The 21025-nt window shown below is 43.5% G+C and carries 15 protein-coding genes; 14 read left to right on the top strand and 1 reads right to left on the bottom strand.

Annotated features, from left to right (window positions below; translation table 11 throughout):
* Nucleotides 1-8: 8 nt before the first annotated feature.
* The 8 genes from AC1DM9_RS29220 (at nucleotide 9) to AC1DM9_RS29185 (ending at nucleotide 11091) form a co-directional block, all read left to right on the top strand.
* Nucleotides 9-2048, top strand: a complete 2040-nt coding sequence (locus tag AC1DM9_RS29220; RefSeq protein ID WP_477583578.1) for a YIP1 family protein — start codon at nucleotides 9-11, stop codon at nucleotides 2046-2048.
* Nucleotides 2035-4290 carry a DUF5696 domain-containing protein gene (locus tag AC1DM9_RS29215; RefSeq protein WP_477583576.1) on the top strand — a complete coding sequence of 752 codons (2256 nt, stop codon included), beginning with the start codon at nucleotides 2035-2037 and terminating at the stop codon, nucleotides 4288-4290. Before AC1DM9_RS29220 ends, AC1DM9_RS29215 begins: the two co-directional genes overlap by 14 nt.
* Entirely contained in the window at nucleotides 4290-5150 is an 861-nt protein-coding gene (locus AC1DM9_RS29210) for a carbohydrate ABC transporter permease (RefSeq protein WP_477583574.1), read from the top strand. The genes AC1DM9_RS29215 and AC1DM9_RS29210 overlap by 1 nt, the downstream gene beginning before the upstream one ends.
* 13 nt (nucleotides 5151-5163) lie before the next feature.
* Complete coding sequence (locus AC1DM9_RS29205; RefSeq protein WP_477583572.1) at nucleotides 5164-6099, top strand: carbohydrate ABC transporter permease; 936 nt, start codon at nucleotides 5164-5166, stop codon at nucleotides 6097-6099.
* Nucleotides 6100-6179: 80 nt separating this feature from the next.
* Nucleotides 6180-6986, top strand: a complete 807-nt coding sequence (locus AC1DM9_RS29200) for a glycoside hydrolase family 16 protein (RefSeq protein ID WP_477583570.1) — start codon at nucleotides 6180-6182, stop codon at nucleotides 6984-6986.
* 31 nt (nucleotides 6987-7017) lie between these two features.
* Nucleotides 7018-9045, top strand: a complete 2028-nt coding sequence (locus tag AC1DM9_RS29195; protein ID WP_477583567.1) for a glycoside hydrolase family 2 protein — start codon at nucleotides 7018-7020, stop codon at nucleotides 9043-9045.
* Between the two features lie 209 nt (nucleotides 9046-9254).
* Nucleotides 9255-10055, top strand: a complete 801-nt coding sequence (locus tag AC1DM9_RS29190; protein ID WP_477583565.1) for a GNAT family N-acetyltransferase — start codon at nucleotides 9255-9257, stop codon at nucleotides 10053-10055.
* Nucleotide 10056: 1 nt separating this feature from the next.
* On the top strand, nucleotides 10057-11091 hold the full coding sequence (locus tag AC1DM9_RS29185) for a DUF1835 domain-containing protein (RefSeq protein ID WP_477583620.1): 1035 nt from the start codon (nucleotides 10057-10059) through the stop codon (nucleotides 11089-11091).
* Between the two features lie 102 nt (nucleotides 11092-11193).
* Here AC1DM9_RS29185 and AC1DM9_RS29180 read toward each other — a convergent pair whose 3' ends face one another.
* Nucleotides 11194-12087: an AraC family transcriptional regulator gene (locus tag AC1DM9_RS29180; protein ID WP_477549928.1), complete on the bottom strand. Its 894-nt coding sequence runs from the start codon at nucleotides 12085-12087 to the stop codon at nucleotides 11194-11196.
* A gap of 180 nt (nucleotides 12088-12267) precedes the next feature.
* On the opposite strand from AC1DM9_RS29180, the gene AC1DM9_RS29175 reads away from it, so the two are divergent.
* From AC1DM9_RS29175 to AC1DM9_RS29150, 6 genes are all read left to right on the top strand, one after another.
* Nucleotides 12268-13125, top strand: coding sequence for a phytanoyl-CoA dioxygenase family protein (locus tag AC1DM9_RS29175; RefSeq protein WP_477583563.1), 858 nt, complete (start codon nucleotides 12268-12270; stop codon nucleotides 13123-13125).
* A gap of 257 nt (nucleotides 13126-13382) precedes the next feature.
* Nucleotides 13383-15215, top strand: coding sequence for a UbiD family decarboxylase (locus tag AC1DM9_RS29170; RefSeq protein ID WP_477583561.1), 1833 nt, complete (start codon nucleotides 13383-13385; stop codon nucleotides 15213-15215).
* Nucleotides 15216-15499: 284 nt separating this feature from the next.
* Nucleotides 15500-16477: an ABC transporter permease gene (locus AC1DM9_RS29165; protein WP_441885359.1), complete on the top strand. Its 978-nt coding sequence runs from the start codon at nucleotides 15500-15502 to the stop codon at nucleotides 16475-16477.
* A gap of 67 nt (nucleotides 16478-16544) precedes the next feature.
* Nucleotides 16545-17405 carry a carbohydrate ABC transporter permease gene (locus AC1DM9_RS29160; RefSeq protein WP_076270966.1) on the top strand — a complete coding sequence of 287 codons (861 nt, stop codon included), beginning with the start codon at nucleotides 16545-16547 and terminating at the stop codon, nucleotides 17403-17405.
* Between the two features lie 72 nt (nucleotides 17406-17477).
* Nucleotides 17478-19166 carry a type 2 periplasmic-binding domain-containing protein gene (locus AC1DM9_RS29155; protein ID WP_441885361.1) on the top strand — a complete coding sequence of 563 codons (1689 nt, stop codon included), beginning with the start codon at nucleotides 17478-17480 and terminating at the stop codon, nucleotides 19164-19166.
* A gap of 202 nt (nucleotides 19167-19368) precedes the next feature.
* Nucleotides 19369-21006 (top strand): extracellular solute-binding protein, encoded by a 1638-nt coding sequence (locus AC1DM9_RS29150; protein WP_477583618.1) that lies wholly within the window; start codon nucleotides 19369-19371, stop codon nucleotides 21004-21006.
* The last annotated feature ends 19 nt before the right edge of the window (nucleotides 21007-21025 follow it).

Below are 21025 nucleotides of genomic sequence, written 5' to 3'. Positions count from 1 at the left end.
AGACTCCGATGAAGAACATTAACGGCAAGGTTTTGTTGCTTGTTCTCGCCGTCTTCCTATGGCTTGATTCCTCATCCATGGTGCTCGCTGAAGCGCCTTACAAGACCTATACGGAAGACCATAACAGGCAATTTGTACGAACGCAGGATGCATATCATCCAGCAGGTTCAATAGAGAAGGTAGGAGATCTTGAGTTTTCCGGGCCTTCCGATATTTATATCGATGCGCGCAACCACATCTATGTTGCAGATACGAACAATCATCGTATCGTCGTCCTCGATGACGAGGGGCAATTCATACGGGTCATCGGTGAAGAGGTTTTGCAGACGCCGGTTGGTGTATTCGTTGACCATCAAGGTGATGTGTACGCAGCGGACAGCGGACGTAATCAAGTCGTTAAATTTGGCACTGACCATGCGGTAAAGCAAATCTTTGCGAGGCCGGAATCGCCGCTCTTTGGCAAAAACAATCCCTTTAAGCCGATGAAGGTGACGGTCGATAAGCGCGGAAACGTATATATCATAAGCGAGGGATCGACTAACGGCGTCGTGCAGATGAGCTCAAATGGCGATTTTCTTGGCTATTTTGGCAGCAATGAATCCAAAGCGAGCTTTCGTATTATGCTGGAGCGATTTTTGTTTACCGATGCACAGCGAGCGAAGTTATTCAAAAATGTACCGCCTTCTGCTACAAGCATCGACATTGATCAGAAGGGGTTAATTTATACGATAACCCAAGGCGACGAGGGAAGATCTGTCAAACGATTTAATATTTCCGGCTTCAATTTATTGCCTGCGGATATGACTTTTCATCCGCTGTATACGGATCTATTTATTTCGAAGAGCGGCAACATTTATACGATTAGCCAAACCGGCATTATTTTCGAATATGACACAGAGGGCAATTTGCTGTTCTCGTTCGGTGCACCCGATGATGGGAAGTCGCGGATCGGCATGTTCATAAATGCGGCTGGCATTGCAGTAGATGCAGGCGAAAATATTTATGTCGTCGACAAGGAAAGAAATAATATTCAAATCTTTAAGCCAACCGAGTTTACGAGTATGGTTCATCACGCGCTTGAGCTTTATAAGGAAGGGCACTACGTCAAGAGCCGTGAGCCGTGGAGTCAAGTGCTGAACAAAAACAACTTGTTCGACCTTGCGCATAAAGGACTGGCAGATGCCTACTACAAGCAGCAATTATATGCAGAAGCGATCGAGGAATATGTTATTGCGAACGATAAGGAAGGGTATTCCAATGCCTTCTGGGAAATTCGCAATCGCTGGCTGCAAAACAACTTGATTTATGTGCTGTATGTCGGAATTATTTTGTTCGTGCTGCGGATATTGGTTCGCTGGCTGCATCGGAAAACAGGGGTATTTCATTCCGTCATTCGGTTGAAAGAGCAAGTTTTTTCTGCAGCGTTTATTCGGCATGTAATGTTTGTTTCCCGATTTATTAAAAGCCCGTTTGAAGGTTTTTATGGCATCAAGGAGGAACGGAAGGTTTCCCTTTGGTCCGCGACGTTCTTGTATGTGCTTTTCTTTGCCGAATATGTGTTTGCACTTTATTACACCGGCTTTATATTCAACAACGTGGAGCCTTCCAGCTTGATTTTGATGAAGGAGATTGCCAAAGTATTTGCGCCGCTTGCGCTGTGGATTATCGCGAATTACTTGGTGAGTACAATCAATGAAGGCGAGGGCAAATTTTCAGAAGTGTACAAAGGTACCATTTATGCTATGGCACCGTACTTGTTGTTCAGCCCTATCATCGTCATCGTCTCGAATGTACTGACGAACAATGACGCGTTCCTGTACACCTTCTCAAGCAACATCATCGTCGTGTGGTGTGCGGTTCTCCTATTTATTATGGTGAAGGAAGTCCATGACTACACGGTCCGCGAGACGATTCGCAATATTTTGATCACCTTATTTGGCATGCTGATTCTGAGCTTAGTTGCATTTATTGTGTATGTGCTGCTCGATCAGGTATTTGATTTTGTTTATTCTGTCATACGGGAGCTGATGATACGTGCGGAACTCTAAATGGATTAGACCAGTCGTAACCGCCGTCATCATAGCTGCAGCCATTGCCATCGTATATGTCCTGTTTTTTGGTAACGGCCGCTCTAGCAGGGAGACGGGTGCGATTCCAGATTCGGAGCTGCAGTCCGCGTTTCCTGATCATGAAGAGGCAGGGTCAAAGTTATCCTCCGATTATCGCAAGGTGGCGGAGAATGAACATCTTGAGCTGTATCTCAAAGAACAAAGCTTGTCCATTCAAGTGAAGGATAAGCGCTCAGGCTACATGTGGTCTTCCGAAATCATCGACACGGAATCCAATGAATCTTGGAAAAATTTTATGGCATCGGGATTGTCTCTTGATTATTTCGAGGAGAGCAAGCCGAATGCAACGCGAACGGATCTTGTCTCTCAAACGAATAAATCGATAACCCTCGAGTCGCTTGAAAAAGGATTTAAAGCGATTATTCGTTTAAACGATCTGAAGCTTGGAATGGAGCTCCATGTATCGCTGGAGAAGGATCAATTGGTGGTTCGGATTCCACAGCAAAGCATTCTTGAGGGAAATAAAACGAAGCTTGGGTCCGTATATGTTTATCCGTTCCTTGGAGCGACTAAGGCTAATGAAGTAAATGGTTATATGTTCATTCCAGATGGATCAGGTGCAATAATCCGGCTTGCAGACAATAAGGGGAAATTCAAAATCCCGTATGAAGCGAAGATTTATGGCACGAACGAAGGCATCGAAACAGTTAACCGTGATATTTTCACAAATCCACCGCTGACCGTGCAATATCCCGTATTCGGAATGGTTCACGCTGAAGGTGGCAACGGACTATTCGGCATCGTAGAGAATGGTCAATACAATGCCAAAATCGTTGCATATCCGAATGGAGTCAATACGCCATACAACTGGACGACGGCACAATTTCTATCTAGAGAATCATATCTTCAGCCAACGAGCCGGTCACTTGGCGGTGTCATCGTCTATGAGAAGGCTCGCAATCCAGAGGATATTCAAATTCGCTATACGTTCTTGAGCGGCAAGGACGCAAGTTATGTTGGCATGGCCAAGACGTATCAAGCGTATTTGGAGGAGAAATCTATTCTTGTGAGAGATAAGGGGAAAGCAGAATCAGCGATTCCTCTGCAAATGGATGTTCTTGGCGCTGAAACCGAAAATGGCATGTTCGCCAAGCGCCTTATTCCGATGACGACTGTATCGCAGCTGGAAGAGATGCTCGGAGATATGAAGAAAAATGGCATCGGAAATGTGAATGTAGTTTATAAGGGCTGGAATGAAGGCGGGTATTCAGGAACGAATCCATCGCCCGTGAAATATGAGTCAGCGCTTGGCTCGAAGAAGGATTTCGAGCGACTCGCAGCATCGCTTCGGGAAAGTGGAAATCCGCTTCATTTGTACAGCGACTTTACAACGGGCAATGAAGCGTCCAAACGATTCTCTGCGCAGACGGATGCCGCCAAAAAAATCGATAAGTCAATATTGACGATACCAACCTATGAGGAAGTATACGGGACCATCTATTACTTATCTGCCGAAGCAACGAGCAAGCTGGTTAAACAAAATACAAAGCAATATGTGAGCCAGAACGTAAGCGGAATTGCTGTAGATAAGACGGGCTCTGTGTTATTCTCCGAGATGGCGGGCAAAAGTCGTTCAAGCCGCAGCCAAACAGCAGAATTTTATAAAGCTGCTGTGCAAGGCTTGTCGGATGCCATTCCATCCTTGCTCATGTATGCGCCAAATGATTATATGCTTCCTTATGCCGATCAAGTGCTAGACGTGCCGATGGAGTCATCGCAATACATTTATATTAGTGAAACGGTGCCATTCGTACAAATGGTGCTGAAGGGCTATAAGGATTATTTTGCCCCTTACAGCAACTTCTTCGCTAATCCGCAGGCAAGCCTGCTGCGCATGATCGAGACAGGTTCTTATCCATCCTATTATTTGACGCATGAGACATCGTACAAGCTGAAGCATACTAATTCGAATGATGTTTACACGTCTGCATATAAGGATTGGCGTGATTCGATGACGGAGACTTATCGCATTTTAGATAAAGCGCTGAAGCCGACAATAGGTGCGAAGATGCAAAACCATGAGCGTCTAAGCGATGGCATTGTTAAGGTTTCGTATGACAACGGAGTCGAAGTGCTCGTGAATTACACGAATCGCGACTATAAATGGGAAGGCGTTAGCGTTCCGCCAAAAGGCTTTCAAGTAATCGAGGTGAACCGCTGATGGCCAAAATCACAATGACCAACAAACGTAGAAAGGCGATTATCGGTCTGGCGTTTGTGTCGCCTTGGATCGTAGGATTTTTTGTTTTCACTTTATATCCGATGCTATACTCCTTATTTCTTAGCTTCCATCAAGTGAAAATTACACCTGTCGGCGTGAAAACAAAGTATATCGGCTTTGAAAATTTCAATTATGCATTTTTCTCCGATCCCGTGTTTGTAGAGAAAATATTGAATTATGTTATGGAAATGATGCTGAACGTACCGATCATTATCGTTTTTTCATTGATCATTGCGCTATTAATTAATCAGAAGATCAAATTTCGCGGCATGTTTCGGACGATATTTTTCCTGCCAGTCATTATAACGAGCGGGCCGGTCATTAACGAGCTGCTTAGCCAGGGTGCGTCCTCCATTCCAAATATAGAGCAGTACGGCATGTTCACGATGATTGAGAATAGCTTGAGCCCGATTATTGCGGAGCCTATTCTGTATTTGTTTAAGCAAATCATTATGGTTCTCTGGTTCTCCGGCGTTCAGATTCTTATTTTCCTAGCAGGGCTGCAAAAGGTAGACCGATCCATGTATGAAGCGGCTCGCATCGATGGCGCGTCGGCATGGGAGTCCTTCTGGAAAGTGACGCTGCCAGTGCTTATGCCGCTCGTGATCGTAAATGTAATCTATACGATCGTTTACGTATCGACGTTCGCGCTAAATGAAATTATTATTCTTATCAAAAACAATATGTTCAGCACCATTACCGGATTCGGTTACGCAACCGCGATTGCATGGATTTATTTCATCATTATCATGATCGTGCTTGCGATATGGACTGGACTGCTCAGAATGAAGAAACGATAAGGAGGAGAGCTGCATGTGGAAAAGACAGACGTTAGTCGCTGCGAGCAAAGTCCGTAAGCTGTTGTTCGGAATGGGAGAAAACGACGGATTTGTGTTCAAGGCTGTAGTATATCTCCTTCTGATCGCGATCGGCTTTGTCTATTTGTATCCGATGTTATTTATGCTGGTGAACAGCTTCATGAGCTTGGATGATTTGGTCAACTCCATGATCAAGTGGATTCCGTCAACGCTGTATGTCGAGAACTATTCGAAGGCGCTGAACGTGCTCGATTATGAAAAAACACTTTTGCAAACGATTGGGGTGGCAGGCCTTCCAGCCTTGCTGCAAACGATATCGGCGGGCGTTATCGGTTATGGCTTTGCTCGATTTGAGTTTCCTTTTAAAAAGATATTGTTCGTGCTTATGCTCGTAACTTTTGTTATCCCGCCGCAAATTACGATGATGCCAACATACCTTTTGTTTAAGCAATACGGGCTGCTCGGCTCGCTGGAGACGTTTATATATCCGGCCATTCTCGGGCAAGGACTAAAAAGCGCATTGTTTATTCTCATTTTTTATCAGTTTTTTAGAAGCATACCGGAAGTGCTGGAGGAGGCTGCGGAAATTGATGGAGCGGGCAGCTTGAAAATCTTTTACCGTGTTGCCGTTCCTATGGCGCTTCCTGCAATCATTATCGTCTTTCTATTCTCATTCGTATGGTACTGGAATGAAACGTATTTAGCGGGTCTTTATTTCGGAAACGAGCTGACCATATTGCCGCTGGAGCTGCAAAAATTTACGGACAGCTACAATAAGGTGTACCCGCCGGGCACTCCTGGCAGTCAGTTGAATGAAGCGATCAAGCTGGCTGGAACGCTGCTGACGATTGCACCGCTGCTCATTCTCTACTTTGTGCTTCAGCGCTGGTTTGTAGAAGGCGTTGATCGGGCTGGTATTACCGGYGAGTAAGAGGAGGAGCTTGGGTGAAGAGACTTTTCAAGATTTCGAGTGTTTTTATAGCAATTATCTTATTAATAATGGGGTGCAGCATGGAAAATAAAAAAGAAGCTCCGCAGCAGAAAAATGGGTGGAAGCTCGTATGGAACGATGAGTTTGATGGCAAAGAAATCGATCGGAGCAAGTGGAAGCATGTAACCGGAGGATCAGGCTTTGGGAATAATGAAGATCAGTTTTATACAGAGGATGCGGCCAACTCTTATATTGAAGATGGCAAGCTAGTCATCAAAGCGTTGAAGCAGGAGCATGGGGGCAAGCCGTATACGTCCGCGAAATTAATTACGGAGGGCCATGCAGATTGGACGTACGGTCGGTTCGAGTTCCGGGCTAAGATGCCGCTTGGCAAAGGAATGTGGCCTGCCATATGGATGATGCCGACGGACATGGAGAAATACGGCGGCTGGCCAAGCAGCGGCGAGATTGACATTATGGAGTATCTTGGACACGAGCCTGAGCAGGTGCACGGTACTTTGCATATGGGTAATCCTCACATTTATAGAGGCGGGAAAGTAAGTCTGGAAGATGGAACGTTCGCAGAAGCGTTTCATGACTTTGCTCTGGAATGGACGCCAAGCGGGATGAAGTGGTACGTCGACGATAAGGAGTTTTATCAGACGACGACATGGTTCACGCGCAAGGATGAGGCAGCGGATAACGAGCCATTCCCTGCACCTTTCGATCGTGCGTTTTTCTTGCAGCTGAATTTGGCCGTTGGCGGCAATTGGCCGGGTTATCCAGATGAGACGACGGTTTTCCCGCAAACATTCGAGCTGGAGTACGTTCGGGTGTATCAGCCGGCAGACGGAAATTATGAGACGGCAAACGATACGGCAAAATAGGAATGATAAATGTGAAATGGAGGAGAAACCGATGGATCTTCGTTTGGTACAGCAAGAAAAGATGAACATGATTCAAACGACGATGGAACTGCGCGAGGTAAGCGGAGTGGCAGTCCCGTTTCAAAATGGCATTCCTGTACCGTCATTTGATGCACAGCAGCGTTTGAAGCTTGACTTGAAGGGCATGTGGAAGAAGGAAAGATTTGCTGCGGATCATGATTTCTCATTGTCTGAGCGCAATGATCGGTGGTTCGAGCACGCCCTCCTTGAAGCTGGCGGCCGTACTGAAGTCGACTTTGATGATTCTGCTTGGGCGCAGCGTCAGCTGCCCTTTCCGGAAAATGAAATTCGCGGGAAAGAGGAAGCCAATTCCAGTGAAACGTATCAAGACGGCGTATGGTATCGTCGTACGTTCTGTCTCGATGCAGCATGGGCAAATAAAGCAGTTACACTGCATGCGCTCGCGATCAGCTATGTAGCTGACGTTTGGGTCAATGGGCAGTGGGTTGGCTATCATGAAGGAGGCTTTACCCCTTTTGCACTTGATTTGACCCCTTTTGTGAAGATTGGTGAAGTGAACACAATTGCGCTTCGAATCGATAATCCGCCTTGGGGAAGCCGAGCAGATATCATACCGGCGACACCAGGAACTGATTTTTTTAACTACACCGGTGTGATTCATGACCTATACATTAGCGGAACTACCAAATGCCATATACCAAGAGTAAACATCGTACCGCTTGATATTGAGGGGCGTGTGAAGTTTAGTGTCGTTCTGGAAAACCGTGGAGCTGATGCTGTAGAGGTGAGCGTTAGCGGGCAAATTTTTGATGCGGATCATGAAGCCGATGCATTCTTAAATTCACCTCTCGCAGCGGATATTAAAGGCAAGCAAACAAGATGGACGGGCGATTTAAATTGGACGGAAGCACTAGCTCCTTATGAGACGAGGGTGATGGAAGCGATTGTCCATATTCAAGAGCCTCGCTTATGGGCATTTTGGCAGCCAGAGCTGTATGTAGCGGAATTTGCAGTTGTATATGGGGACCGTACTGCCCAGTTGGATCGTTATGCGTCGCAGTTTGGCGTACGTACAGTTACGACGGAAGGTACAAAGCTGTTGTTGAACGGACGTCCAGCATTTCTTGCCGGTGTTGCTCGCCATGAAGAATGGCCGGATACAGGGCGGTCTGCGACTTGGAAGCAAATTCGAGATGATTTGGTTCAAATGAGGCAGTCCATGCATGTCAATTTTGTTAGAACGGCACATTACCCAAACCATGTATACACGTCGTTATTGACGGATCGGCTCGGCCTTGCAACTGTCAGTGAAATTCCGCTTTGGCAATTCACTCGTGAGCATTTTGAGGCACAGGAGCAAAAACGGCTATCCGATCAAATGTGGAGGGAGATGATTTTCTCCCAATACAACTCTCCTTCCGTTCTGATGTGGAGCACGCAAAATGAATCCGTTGAGGTAGAGCTGCGAACGGTTTACAACAAACGTTTAGTGAAGGACCTGAAACAAAATTATGCGGATGGGCGTCTCACGACCCAAAGTGCGGCAGCAGACCAGCCAGGTGCGCATGATCCTTCCATGGAGCCGCTGGATGTGGCGGGCTGGACGATGTATTTTGGCATATTCCATGGCAGTACGTATTATGAAGGCACAAAAGATTTTCTGCAAAAAGCGCATGAGCTTTGGCCGGACAAGCCGATATGGAATACCGAGTTTGGGCACTGGTCCTCTGATCAGGATACGATGGCGGCAGAGCAGCTGAAAACCTATAAGGAAACGCTGCAGGCGCTGATGGAAAGAGCGGTCATATCTGAAGATGGAGAGGCTCAGCTGAGAAGTGATGGTTTTCTCGTTGGCATCGATTTCTGGATTATGTATGACTGGTACGTGAACCATAACAATTGGATTGATACGTTCGGGATCTATCATATGGATAGAATGACGATGAAGCCGGTTGGAGAAGCGCTGAGTCAGGATTATGCTAGGTACACCGCATTCGAGGGTGGGTTTATTCATCAACCAAATCGTGAATCGCAATAGATATAAGAAGCAATTTTTCTAATATAGGGCGTTATCCTTTCAGCCAAAACCTCATAAAACGAGCCATAGTAATCATTCTATAGGCTCGTTTTGTTTTGCTGATTGGTCTGTTAGTATGGCATACTGAGCAAGACAGATGTGAATCTTTTTTACCAGCAGTCACGTACCTAAGTAAGACGGAAAGAACAAATGGACGACGGAGGCATTCGATGAATAAAGAACAACTTATAGCATTGTTTAATACGGAACAACGGATAGATCAGATCATTGCGGGCTTTCGTCGTGAAGAAGAAGGTGGAATGATTAGGCAGGTTTCCCTTACAGGAGGGGAAGGATATGTAACCTACTCAGCATTAACAAATGAAACGGTTCAACATGCGATTAATGAGCAGCTATCTTACTTTGAGCAATTGGATCAGCGGTTTGAGTGGAAGCTATATGACTACGACCAGCCCGCTAATTTAAAGGATAAACTTCTTGAGCATGGATTTACGATTGGAGATCCCGAGGGATTGCTTGTTATGCAGCTAACAGAAGGAGATTTTATGTTATCCTGTGAAATTCCTTCCTCTATCATACGAATCACAGATGAAGCAGGAATCAATGACATCGTCTTACTGGAAGAAGAAATATGGGGAGAATCACATCGCGAGCTTGGTGAGGAATTAATACGAAATCTGAAAAATGATCCAGATAGCCTGTTCATCTATGCAGCTTATGAAGATGGAAAAGCGGTCAGTGCGGCTTGGATGTATTTGCATAATGGAACATCCTTTGGAAGCTTATGGGGTGGTTCAACCTTGTCGGCTTATCGAAACAAAGGGTTGTATACTTCTTTACTTGCTGTACGAGCACAGGCAGCTTGGGAAAATGGATTCCGCTTGCTAACGGTAGATGCTAGTCCGATGAGTCTTCCTATTCTGAAGAAAAAGGGCTTTGATCTTCTGGCTTATTCTTATCCATGTGTATCGCCAAGTAAAGAGGAAAGGAAGGAGATAGCTTTTGAATAAAATGTTGGAAATACGCAAGGCGGTCGAGGAGCTTTCTACAGATGATGTGAGACAGGCTCTAAAGCTAGTTATGCTTCAAATTGAGATAGCGGAGCAGAATTTAGAGGCTCGAGAAGATCTTTTTAATAATTTGAAAGAACTTTACGATTCATTGCTGAATTCCCAAAACAATAATAAGAGAGAGCTGGATTCGGCTGTCACGAAAATTCATATTGTGTTTGGAGACTCTATTGCAGGCAGTTTGAAACTGGCTATTAAACAGCTTGGGTTAGCGGATTCCAATAAGGTCATGACTCTTAATGAAAGCTTCTCTATAGGCCCAATATGGCAGCTGCATACGGAAGAGGGATGGCATAAGAGAAAGGAGTGGTTTAGAAATCATATTAATGTTGGTTATGACGAATCATATTTTGATATGGAAGAGGAAGCCTTCTCTCACCAAAGCTTATTAGCTCAAATTCCAGAGCAAGCTTCAATTGTCATATGGTGTGGCAACAATGCTCATGAACAGACTGGTATGCGTTATGCGCTTTATTTGCTCAGACACCATTTAAATGGTATTTACGTGTTTAATGCAGAAGAGGCATGCAGCAGAAGGTATAATACACCCGAAACATTCATTAACTATTTGCAATTAGGAGAGGTTCCGGTAGATAAGTTAAAGGCTGTTATAGGTGAAGCAGAGGAAAATGGGCAGACAACTGGCGACATAAGGCAGCAACTGGAGAAGGAATGGCTAGCGCTTGCAGAGTATGATAAGGTGCTGCGTATTTGGAATCAAAGTAAAATTCAACATGTAGATGAAGATTACTTGGATGATTATTTGTTTGAAACGGTAGAGTCGCTGCTGCAGCATAAACCAAAAGATGAATTTATAAAGGCGGCCAGAGTAGTTGGCCAAGCTTTGGGCTATTATGAGCAATGTATTGGAGACAGCTATTTCGAATATAGACTGCGCGAGCTTATTTACGCAGGCAAATTAGAAATCAAGGGAGTGCCTCGTGCAATGAGGTTTTATAGTGTAAGGCTGAAATAAGCCTGCATGCTCTCCCTTTTATTTATCCAGATGGAGCTTTCCCGTCATGTCGACGGGAAGGCTTCTTTGGGCTGTGTATCAGAGCAAAAGTCATGTATTTATTTATAGATTAGATTTTGTAGATTGGCGATAGAGAGTTGGCGTTTGCCCTGTAAATCGTTTGAAAAATATGCTAAACGTATGAATGGATGAGAATTGCAGCTCTTCTGCGATTTGCGAGATCGCTTTCGACGTGCTTCGAAGCTCGGACTTCGCTTTATCCAAGCATAAGTGACGAACATATTCTCCGAGGGGAATGCCAACGGCATTTTTGAATTCCCTTGCGAGATGCGAGCGGCTAATATGGATAGACTTTGCTAGCTGCTCGGGATCATAGTTATAGCGTACCTCACGATGCAGCTGATTCATTACTTCAGTAATCGCATCGTTAAGCGGCCTTGGAGGGGCCTCTGCTGCTAATGCTGGATCAAGAAAATGACGGAGCGTCGTCACAAGCAGCTGTTGAAATAACCCCTCCACCATGGGCAAGCTTAGATAAGCTTTATTTTTAATTTCGGTTATTATATGCTCGAAAAGTGCTTTTACTCTGCTATCTTGATCATGAGCGATTCGTTGAAGCCCAATGCGATAAAATTCAGGATACAAATGGTGGAGCCTCTCCAGCCTAAACCCGATGTAATAGAGCTTGAAAGGCTTATGTTTTCCTGCTAATCCAAAATGGATTTCTTCAGGCTTAGTAAGCAGGAGCTGTCCTTTCTCAATTTCATAAACCGTTTTATCAATTTTGTATTGGCTGTACCCTTCATCCACGTAGCACAATTCGAAATGATCATGATAATGAATCGATGTGCTCCAGTTTTCATAATGGTTCACTCCGAGATAATAAATATGGCTCGCATCAGAATCGAAGGGCAATTCGATTCGAAACTCACCATCGTTTTCAATAACAAGGTGCTGTTTGGGCACCTCGTTCTTCAATGATTTATTTTCACTCATTCGCGTATCCCTTCTCCTCATCATAACAATTACCTTCGATTATACCTTTTCAGCACAAAATCTCAACAAGCAATAATGATCAAAAACTTTAAATCTATGCATGGGATTAAAAAATACAACGTAATTTAACCGGTTTATAATGATCATATGTTTAAAATATGAATGCATGAGGTGCTTAATATGTCTATGAATGGTCAACTCCGTAAAGATTGTCTCCCTGCACAAGAAGATGTCACATTTTTTGCTGAAAATGGTTACTGGATTTCGCCTATTATTTTCTCTGAGGATGAGCTAGCGGAAATCGTTGCGCATCAGGATCGTCTATATCGCGGCGAATACGAGACTGGAAAAGCACCGGTATGCAATTGGCTGGAAGGACAGGATAATCCGCGGGCTCTTAGGAAAACAGATAATTCGCATTGGTCAGATCTGACACTTCGTAACGTAGCAGTAAACGCTACAATCGGAGGAATTGCCGCTGCTTTGATGGAGACGGAAACGATAAGGTTGTTTCATGATCAGCTGCTGTATAAGCCAGGAAGAGGTACAGGTAAGGAAACAGCAAATGTAGGCTGGCACCAAGATTACGCTTACTGGCAATGCTGCGCGGGTCCTACGCTCATTACAGCTTGGGTTGCATTTACGGATGTGGATCTATCGAATGGCTGTATGCAGATGGTGCCGCGCAGCCACCAGTGGGGCTTGTTGAATGTAAATGATTTCTTTGAGCAAAATTTGGAGAAGCAGCAGCAAGCAATGGACATCCCAGAAAACGAAAAGTTTTCAACAGTACCTGTTATTATGAAAGCCGGGCAAGTAAGCTTTCATCATGCATTGACCATCCATGGAAGCGGGCCTAATACGAGTGATCAAGCACGCCGCTCGATGGCGGTTCATCTCATGACGGGTGAAACCAAATATAAATACGATGCAAAGGGCAATAATCATTTTAATGCACAGATGATGAACGGCAGAGAGGGAGAAATATACGAGGGCGAAGCTTGGCCTGTATTGTATACTGCAAAAAGCGAATTGTAAGGCAAGGGAGGCGCTTTTTAACGGCTGCCTGCCTATACTTTTATAGTAGAGTAAGTATATAATCAATACTATAAACTTCGTTAATAAGATGATAAAAATACGCCATTTATGGCGTATTTTTGTTTTTTGCTAATACTTGGCTGCATATAACACTTGGTTTTTGTTCGCGTTTGACAATAGGCAACAATATGAATTAATTTTAATAAAAAGAGCGTGAGTTTTGATCACCCTATCAGGCTGAGATTGGAGAATTTCAAATGTATCGMAATTTAGAAGAATGTGTCATTGATTTAGAGAAAAACGGACATTTGGTTCGTATAACAGAAGAAGTTGACCCGTATCTTGAGATGGCTGCTATCCATATGAAAGTATATGAGGCTGGTGGTCCAGCGCTGCTATTCGAGAATGTAAAAGGCTCTAAATTTCGGGCAGTTTCTAATTTGTTCGGAACGGTAGAGCGCAGCAAATTCATATTCCGCAACACTTGGGAATCGGTGCAAAGTGTGATGGAGCTGCGCAATGATCCCATGAAGGCATTAAAAAATCCGTTTAAGCATGTCAGAACCGGTTTGGCCGCTTGGAAAGCTCTTCCGGTTAAGAAGTCGGGTAGTCTGCCAGTAACCGCGCAGGAAATACAAATTTCGGATTTGCCGCTTATTCAAAGCTGGCCAATGGATGGCGGTGCATTTGTAACCCTGCCTCAAGTCTATACGGAAGATCCGGACAAGCCAGGAATTATGAATTCAAATTTAGGTATGTATCGTGTACAGCTGAGCGGCAATGATTATGAAATGAACAAAGAAATTGGCGTGCATTATCAGATTCATCGCGGCATCGGCGTGCATCAAGATAAAACGAATAAAAAGGGTATCCCTTTAAAAGTAAGCTGTTTTGTAGGCGGCCCTCCAGCACATACGCTGGCAGCTGTTATGCCGCTGCCGGAAGGGCTGACAGAGATGACTGTTGCCGGAATGCTGTCAGGGCACCGTTTCCGCTACAGTTATTTGGATGGTTTCTGTATTAGCAACGATGCTGATTTTGTTATAACCGGAGAAATTCATCAAGGCGAGACGAAGCCAGAGGGACCATTTGGTGATCATTTGGGGTATTACAGTCTTACTCATCCTTTCCCTGTCATGAAAGTTCATAAAGTGTACGCGAAGCCGGGAGCGATTTGGCCATTTACCGTTGTTGGCCGTCCGCCGCAGGAGGATACTGCGTTTGGAGAGCTCATTCATGAGCTGACAGGTGATGCGATTAGACAAGAAATTCCTGGTGTAAAGGAAGTGCATGCTGTAGATGCAGCGGGTGTGCATCCTCTGCTTTTTGCAATAGGGAGCGAACGGTACACCCCTTATCAGCAAGTGAAACAGCCGGCAGAGCTGCTCACCATTGCTAATCGGATTTTGGGTACGGGACAACTAAGTTTGGCCAAATACCTTTTTATTACAGCTGAAGATCAAAGGCCGTTAGATTCACATGATGAAGTGGATTTTTTAACGTATATACTAGAACGTATCGATCTTAGCCGAGACATTCATTTCCATACAAATACGACGATTGATACACTCGATTATTCGGGTACGGGATTAAACAGCGGCAGTAAAGTAGTCATCGCAGCATATGGGGACAAAAAGAGAGACTTATGTACAGAAGTGCCCGATGTTTTAAAAGAAATAAGCGGATTTGAGCATGCGCGTATGGTCATGCCGGGAGTTGTAGTCATCCAAGGCTCTACATTTATGAGTTATGATAGTGCTAAGCAGGAAATGCAATCGTTATGTGATGCTATACAAGAAAAGGGTGCTCTTTCTTCATGCCCTATGATTATAGTAGGTGATGATAGTGATTTCATTAGCGAGACGATTAAAAACTTCCTATGGGTTACCTTTACGCGCAGCAATCCATCACACGATATGTATGGCGTGAATAGTCATTATGAGAACAAGCATTGGGCTTGTGACAATTTGATTATTGACGCTCGTATTAAACCGCATCAAGCACCGCCATTAATTCCAGATCCTTCGGTACTGAAGAGCATCGAGCGATTATTTGTTAAAGGTGCCAGCTTGGGTGGATTGAACATATAGCTTTACAATACACGACACGCCTTTTAAGGCGTGTTTTTTTTGTCATTTTAAGGCCATTTTTGAAATCATCCTCACCTATTTTGTTTGCGAAAATCAATAAAATGATCGAATTTATCATAAAAGCCTGTGAAAGTATAAAAAATCGGGTTTTTATTATATAGTTTCAACATTTTGACAGAGTTAGAATGTAAATGAGCCTAATGAACGGCATTTGCTGCTGAAGATGCAGGACGCTTCAGTGCTAGTTTGCAAAAATTATATCAATTTATTATGGGAGGATGAGCATGTCGCAAGCAACAACGAAGGTAAAGTACACAGCGACTCCGCCGGAGAACAGCCCGAGAAAAAAAACCTTTTTCAACCGCCTGATGAAGCAAATGGATGTGCAATTGATGGTGTGGCCGGGTATTTTGCTGATATTCGTATTTGCCTATATACCTATGTATGGTGTATTGACGGCGTTTATGGATTACAACCTTTTTACGGGATCGAGAATATTCGATAACCCTTGGGTGGGCTTTAAACATTTTGAAGCGTTCCTTACTGCACCTGATATCGCTACGGTCATGAGAAATACACTTGTGATCAGCCTTTTAAAGCTATTAATAGGTTTTCCAGCACCGATTATATTGGCGCTAATGCTTAATGAAGTCAGGCATATGGTGTTTAAGAGAGTCGTACAAACGATTACATATCTACCGTATTTCATGTCATGGGTTATTGTAGGCGGCATGGTTATGGCGTTGCTTTCAACTGAAAACGGCAGTGTCAATATGCTGCTTGAAGGTGTTGGAGCGATAGATGAACCGGTCAACTTCCTGTCCCTAAAGGAATACTTCTGGGGCATACTGGTTTCGACCACGGTATGGAAGGAAATCGGCTTTGGCTCGATTATTTACCTTGCTGCAATCGCAGGTGTAGATCCGCATTTGTATGAAGCGGCAGATATTGATGGAGCCAGCAAGTTTAAGCAAATTTATCTCATTACGATACCAACGATTATGCCGGTTATTATCATCTTTATGATTCTAGCAATGGGGAATTTATTGAGTGCTGGTTTTGAAGATATTTTGATCCTTGCCCAGAATCCAATTCTAAGACCGGTGTCGGATGTTATTGATACTTATGTATATCGGGTCGGCCTGCAGAATGGGAAATTTTCTTACGGTGTTGCAGTTGGTTTATTTAGAGCAGTGATCAGCGTATTGCTCTTGACGGCGGCTAACTACCTAGCCCGTAGGTCCGGCAACGGCTTATGGTAGAACATTACTTCATAACTGGGGGCGAAATCAATTGACTTTCAAGCGTTTGAGCTATAACGACCGAGCTATGGTTGTATGCATATATGTATTCCTCATTCTGTTAGCTTTCTCCGCATTATATCCGTTCTGGAATACACTCGTTGTATCGTTAAATGAGGGAACAGATACAGCCAAAGGCGGCATTACATTTTGGCCAAGGATGTTTACATTTGCAAATTATGAAATTGTTTTTCAAGATGACAAAATTTTAAATGCATTTTACATTTCCTTTAGCCGAACGATCATTGGAACCATATCAGCAACATTTTTGACTGCATTGCTCGCGTATGGCATGTCCAAAAACTATTTAATGGGTCGTGGCTATTATTCCTTTTATTTCATCTTTACGATGTACTTTGGCGGCGGGTTGATTCCAACTTTTCTATTGATTAAATCACTCGGTTTGATGAACAGTTTCCTTGTTTACATTATTCCCGGTCTAATCAGTGTATGGAATATGATCGTTTTCCGAACCTTCTTCAAAAGCTTGCCCGTGGGATTAGAAGAGTCGGCTCAAATTGACGGCTGCAGCAACTGGGGAATATTTTTCAAAATGGCGCTCCCGCTGTCTATGCCAGTAATCGCCACACTTGGTTTGTTTACAGCCATTGCCCATTGGAATGATTGGTTTGCGCCATCGATCTATGTTTCTAATCAAGATTTGCTGCCTATTCAAACGATATTGCGGAAAGTATTGAACTCTAATGTTCTAACGGATGCGATCGGAAATGACAGTATTGCTAGTGAGAAAATGGCATCGAAAGCCCTTACCTCCAAATCTCTTATTAGTGCAATGATTATGATTGTGTCTCTTCCCATTATCGCTGTATATCCTTTTCTTCAAAGATTTTTTATGAAGGGTGTTATGGTTGGATCTCTAAAAGAATAGCTTGTTGACCAGCGGTTTAAGGCGAATGTCGCTTTGGACATATATATTAATCATGAGAGGGGTAAAATCAGCATGAAGAAAATGAAAAAGCCGCTGTTAATGGTAGTCTCTGCGGTGTTTCTACTGGTAACTGTACTTGCAGGATGCAGCAATTCGGGGGGCAATGATCCAAAACCAGCAGCAACAGATTCAGCAACGAACACAAATAAAGGGAGTGAGGCTACAGACGCTCCAGCAGATCAAGCATGGGTATTTGGTTCTAGCCCGATTGAATTCTCAGCTTATACGCACTACAGCTGGCAAGATTTTCCTGACACCATGGATGCAAACCCTTTTTGGAAATACCTGAAAGAAAATAAACAAGTAACGATCAAACCGATTCACGCAAAAGGGAACTCTGCACAGCTGATGCAGACCTTTATGGCTGACTCTAGTCAAATGCCAGATGTTATTTATGGTGATCGTTACAATCCGGATATTGAAAGACTTATTGCAAATGATCAGCTCGTAGCGCTTGATCCTTATCTTGATAAGTATCCGAATTTGAAGAAATATCTTAATCCTAAGTCCATGGAACTTCTTCGTTCCGCGGATGGCAAGCTGTACAAATTCCCTAACTGGTACACAGATAAACCAACTAGTACAGCTGGTTATGTAGTGAACAAAAAAGTGTATGCTGAGCTTGGATCGCCAGCACTTGAAACATTTGATGATTTGTACGCATACCTAAAATTAGTAAAAGAGAAATACACTGATATGATTCCATTGGAACTGGATCGTGGTTCTGAAATTCAAGGACAAGGCGTTGTTTACGCAGGATTTGGTGAAAACAACCTCTACAAATCATTGAGCAGCGATGTACAAGGCGTAATCAAAGAGGATAAGCTCGTTTCATTCTTTACAGATCCTTCTTTCCGTGAGTCTCAAAAATACCTTGCAAAATTGTACCGTGAGAAGCTAATCGCACAAGATTGGTGGACACAAACAAGAGATGTCGTTGCGGAAAAAATCGTAACTGGTAAAGTAGCTGTTTATGCAGGATCAGGCGTTACTACGTTTGCTTCACGCGGAGATTCTGAGCTTAGAAAGGCAGATCCAAATGCTGGTTATTTCATGATTTGGCCTGTTCGCAAAGCTGGACTTGATAAGAACAAAATCTTTGCAGGTGGTTACGATGCACTTGGTTGGAACGTTGTGACGATTACTAAACATGCAAAAGATCCAGAAAAAATCTTCGCAGCACTTGATTGGATGACAGGACCTGAAGGCATGACAATCTCATTCTTCGGACCTGAGGGCGGCAACTGGAAAGGTTTCGATGAAAATGAACAACCAATCTTTACTGAAAACTACAATGAAGAGGAAGTAACAGCAATTCAGGCTGCAAACGATGTTGTTCACATCGTAGGAAACGTATCGTATATCGACCCAGCAAAATTGAAATACGTTAATTCACTGCCATTAGAAAAACAAAACTGGGCAGCACGTTGGCAGAGAGATATTACTTGGCCTTCATCTAATGATACAACAGCGCTTACCAACATTAATATTGAGCCGGATTCTCCATACGGTGATACCAGACAACAAATTGTTGATCTTACTCTTGAGACTCTAGCAGAATCAACTACAGCTAAGAGTGATGCAGATGTTGATCGTATTCTAGATGCAGCTGAGAAGAAAGCTAATTCGTATAAATACAAAGAGCTTCTAGAATGGCGTACTGAAAGATGGCATGCTAACAGAACTATTCTTGGAGAATAATAAGGTTTAATAGTGAAAGAGATCATCCCAAGGGATCCATTTGGATCACTTGGGATATCTCTGTATTTTTGGTTATACTTAACTTTTATATATATAGCTTGCATTTATTTTGATATTATTAAAGGGAGATTTTTCAAAAAATGCTGCTCATATAAGGGGTGCTTGGTCAGTGTACGCGAAGAAAGAGAGGTTCCTGCGGTTCATGTTGGTCTATTTCATTGTTAGTATGCTTGTCGCCTGCAGTGGAGTAGACAGTAAACCAGTTCCAACAACTGATGAGGGAACAACGGAAGAAATACAAATAAATCTACCTCCCGATCAGCTCTATGAACTAGGCAAAGAAAGGCTTGATATTTCTTTTTATGGTCACTACAGTTATTATTCGATGCCGCAGTGGGGCGCAGATCCCTCTTCGAAGTGGATTAAGGATAATCTTAATATTCACATCAAAGGAATCGACGTAGAAGGAAACGGAAAGCAGAAGCTTCGAAAGATGATTGCCAGCAAGCAGCTGCCGGATATCATTTGGGGTGATCGCGGTTATGATCTGGAACGTTTGCGTGAAGCGGGCTTACTCGTACCGCTCGATAACTATATAGATAAATATCCAAATTTAAAAAAATGGGCAGGCACTAAAATTTTAGATTTGCTTCGAGCACCAGATGGACATATTTATTATTTTCCAAATTATTACACTAATAAACCGTACGGCAACGCAGGTTATGTCGTTAATAAACGAATATATCGGGAATTAGGTTCCCCTAAGCTATCTACGACAAATGAGCTTTATGATTACCTCAATAAAGTAAAAGCCAACTATCCTGACGTCGTACCTTTTGAAACAGGAATTGCCAGTGAGGGGCAAGGAATTGATCAATTATTTTCCGCTTTCAAGGAAAATAATTATAGCTTTACTCGCTACTACGCTGTAACGAGTGGAGATAAGATGACATCGATCTATAAAGATGAAGGATTTCGCGAGTCGGCATTATTTGTAGCAAAGCTTGTGCGTGAAGGATTGATTACCTCGGATGCTTGGACCCAAACGGATGATCAGGTAAGTGAGAAGCTTATGAGCGGTAAAGTGGCGGTTTATGCCAGTGCGGACCCTATGCGTCAAGTGATGTTGGCTAATGCAGAGCTTGTAAGGAAAAATCCGGAGGATGGTTATATCTTTATCGATCCTATTTATAAGGAAGGATTGGATCCGAATAAGATTTATCCTGGCACATACAATGTGCTTGGCTGGAATGTCTCTACAATAACGACAAGCGCAAAAAATCCAGAAGCGATATTCGCTATGCTGGATTGGATGACAGGGCCGGAAGGTTCTGCTGTTCAGATGTGGGGCCCGCCGGGGCCAAACGGGTACTGGGATGGCTTCAAAGAAGATGGAATAACGCCAAAATTTACGAGCAAATACACATCAGACCCGGATGGGCTGAGTGAAATACAAGCAATCTCTGGCGAGTTGATTTGGGTTGGCAACACGGTATATCTCGATCAAACCAAAAGCGATTATGAAAAAACATTGCCTGAGGACAAGCGAAACTGGTCTACATATTGGCAGCAAAAGGTAACTTGGGAATCTCAGGGGGATGCAACACCGTTTATCAATTTGCAACCGACTCCAAATTCTGACGAAGGCAGAATTTTTGCCCGGGTGAAAGAAATATGGTTAAGCGCGCGCTCATATGCGATGTACGGGCAAACGGATGAAGAGGTATTAGAGATTTTGGATTTAGCGCATAAGGATTCGATGGAATCAGGTTTTCAAGATTATTTAGATTTTATTACGTCGAAGTGGCAAGAAAACTTAAAAGTATTAAATCAAGAGTAACGTAAATTTGTTAACTTGA

The organism is Paenibacillus sp. 01T431, from assembly GCF_056398625.1.
Note: the sequence above shows the minus strand (reverse complement) of the source record. Positions and strands in the feature narration are given on the sequence as shown.

Excerpts from the sequence above, each read along its gene's own strand:
- AC1DM9_RS29220 (WP_477583578.1), top strand. The coding sequence starts at position 9 with ATGAAGAACATTAACGGCAAGGTTTTGTTGCTTGTTCTCGCCGTCTTC.
- AC1DM9_RS29210 (WP_477583574.1), top strand. The coding sequence starts at position 4,290 with ATGGCCAAAATCACAATGACCAACAAACGTAGAAAGGCGATTATCGGT.
- AC1DM9_RS29200 (WP_477583570.1), top strand. The coding sequence starts at position 6,180 with ATGGAAAATAAAAAAGAAGCTCCGCAGCAGAAAAATGGGTGGAAGCTC.
- AC1DM9_RS29195 (WP_477583567.1), top strand. The coding sequence starts at position 7,018 with ATGGATCTTCGTTTGGTACAGCAAGAAAAGATGAACATGATTCAAACG.
- AC1DM9_RS29190 (WP_477583565.1), top strand. The coding sequence starts at position 9,255 with ATGAATAAAGAACAACTTATAGCATTGTTTAATACGGAACAACGGATA.
- AC1DM9_RS29185 (WP_477583620.1), top strand. The coding sequence starts at position 10,057 with ATGTTGGAAATACGCAAGGCGGTCGAGGAGCTTTCTACAGATGATGTG.
- AC1DM9_RS29180 (WP_477549928.1), bottom strand. The coding sequence starts at position 12,087 with ATGAGTGAAAATAAATCATTGAAGAACGAGGTGCCCAAACAGCACCTT.
- AC1DM9_RS29175 (WP_477583563.1), top strand. The coding sequence starts at position 12,268 with ATGTCTATGAATGGTCAACTCCGTAAAGATTGTCTCCCTGCACAAGAA.
- AC1DM9_RS29165 (WP_441885359.1), top strand. The coding sequence starts at position 15,500 with ATGTCGCAAGCAACAACGAAGGTAAAGTACACAGCGACTCCGCCGGAG.
- AC1DM9_RS29160 (WP_076270966.1), top strand. The coding sequence starts at position 16,545 with ATGGTTGTATGCATATATGTATTCCTCATTCTGTTAGCTTTCTCCGCA.
- AC1DM9_RS29155 (WP_441885361.1), top strand. The coding sequence starts at position 17,478 with ATGAAGAAAATGAAAAAGCCGCTGTTAATGGTAGTCTCTGCGGTGTTT.
- AC1DM9_RS29150 (WP_477583618.1), top strand. The coding sequence starts at position 19,369 with ATGTTGGTCTATTTCATTGTTAGTATGCTTGTCGCCTGCAGTGGAGTA.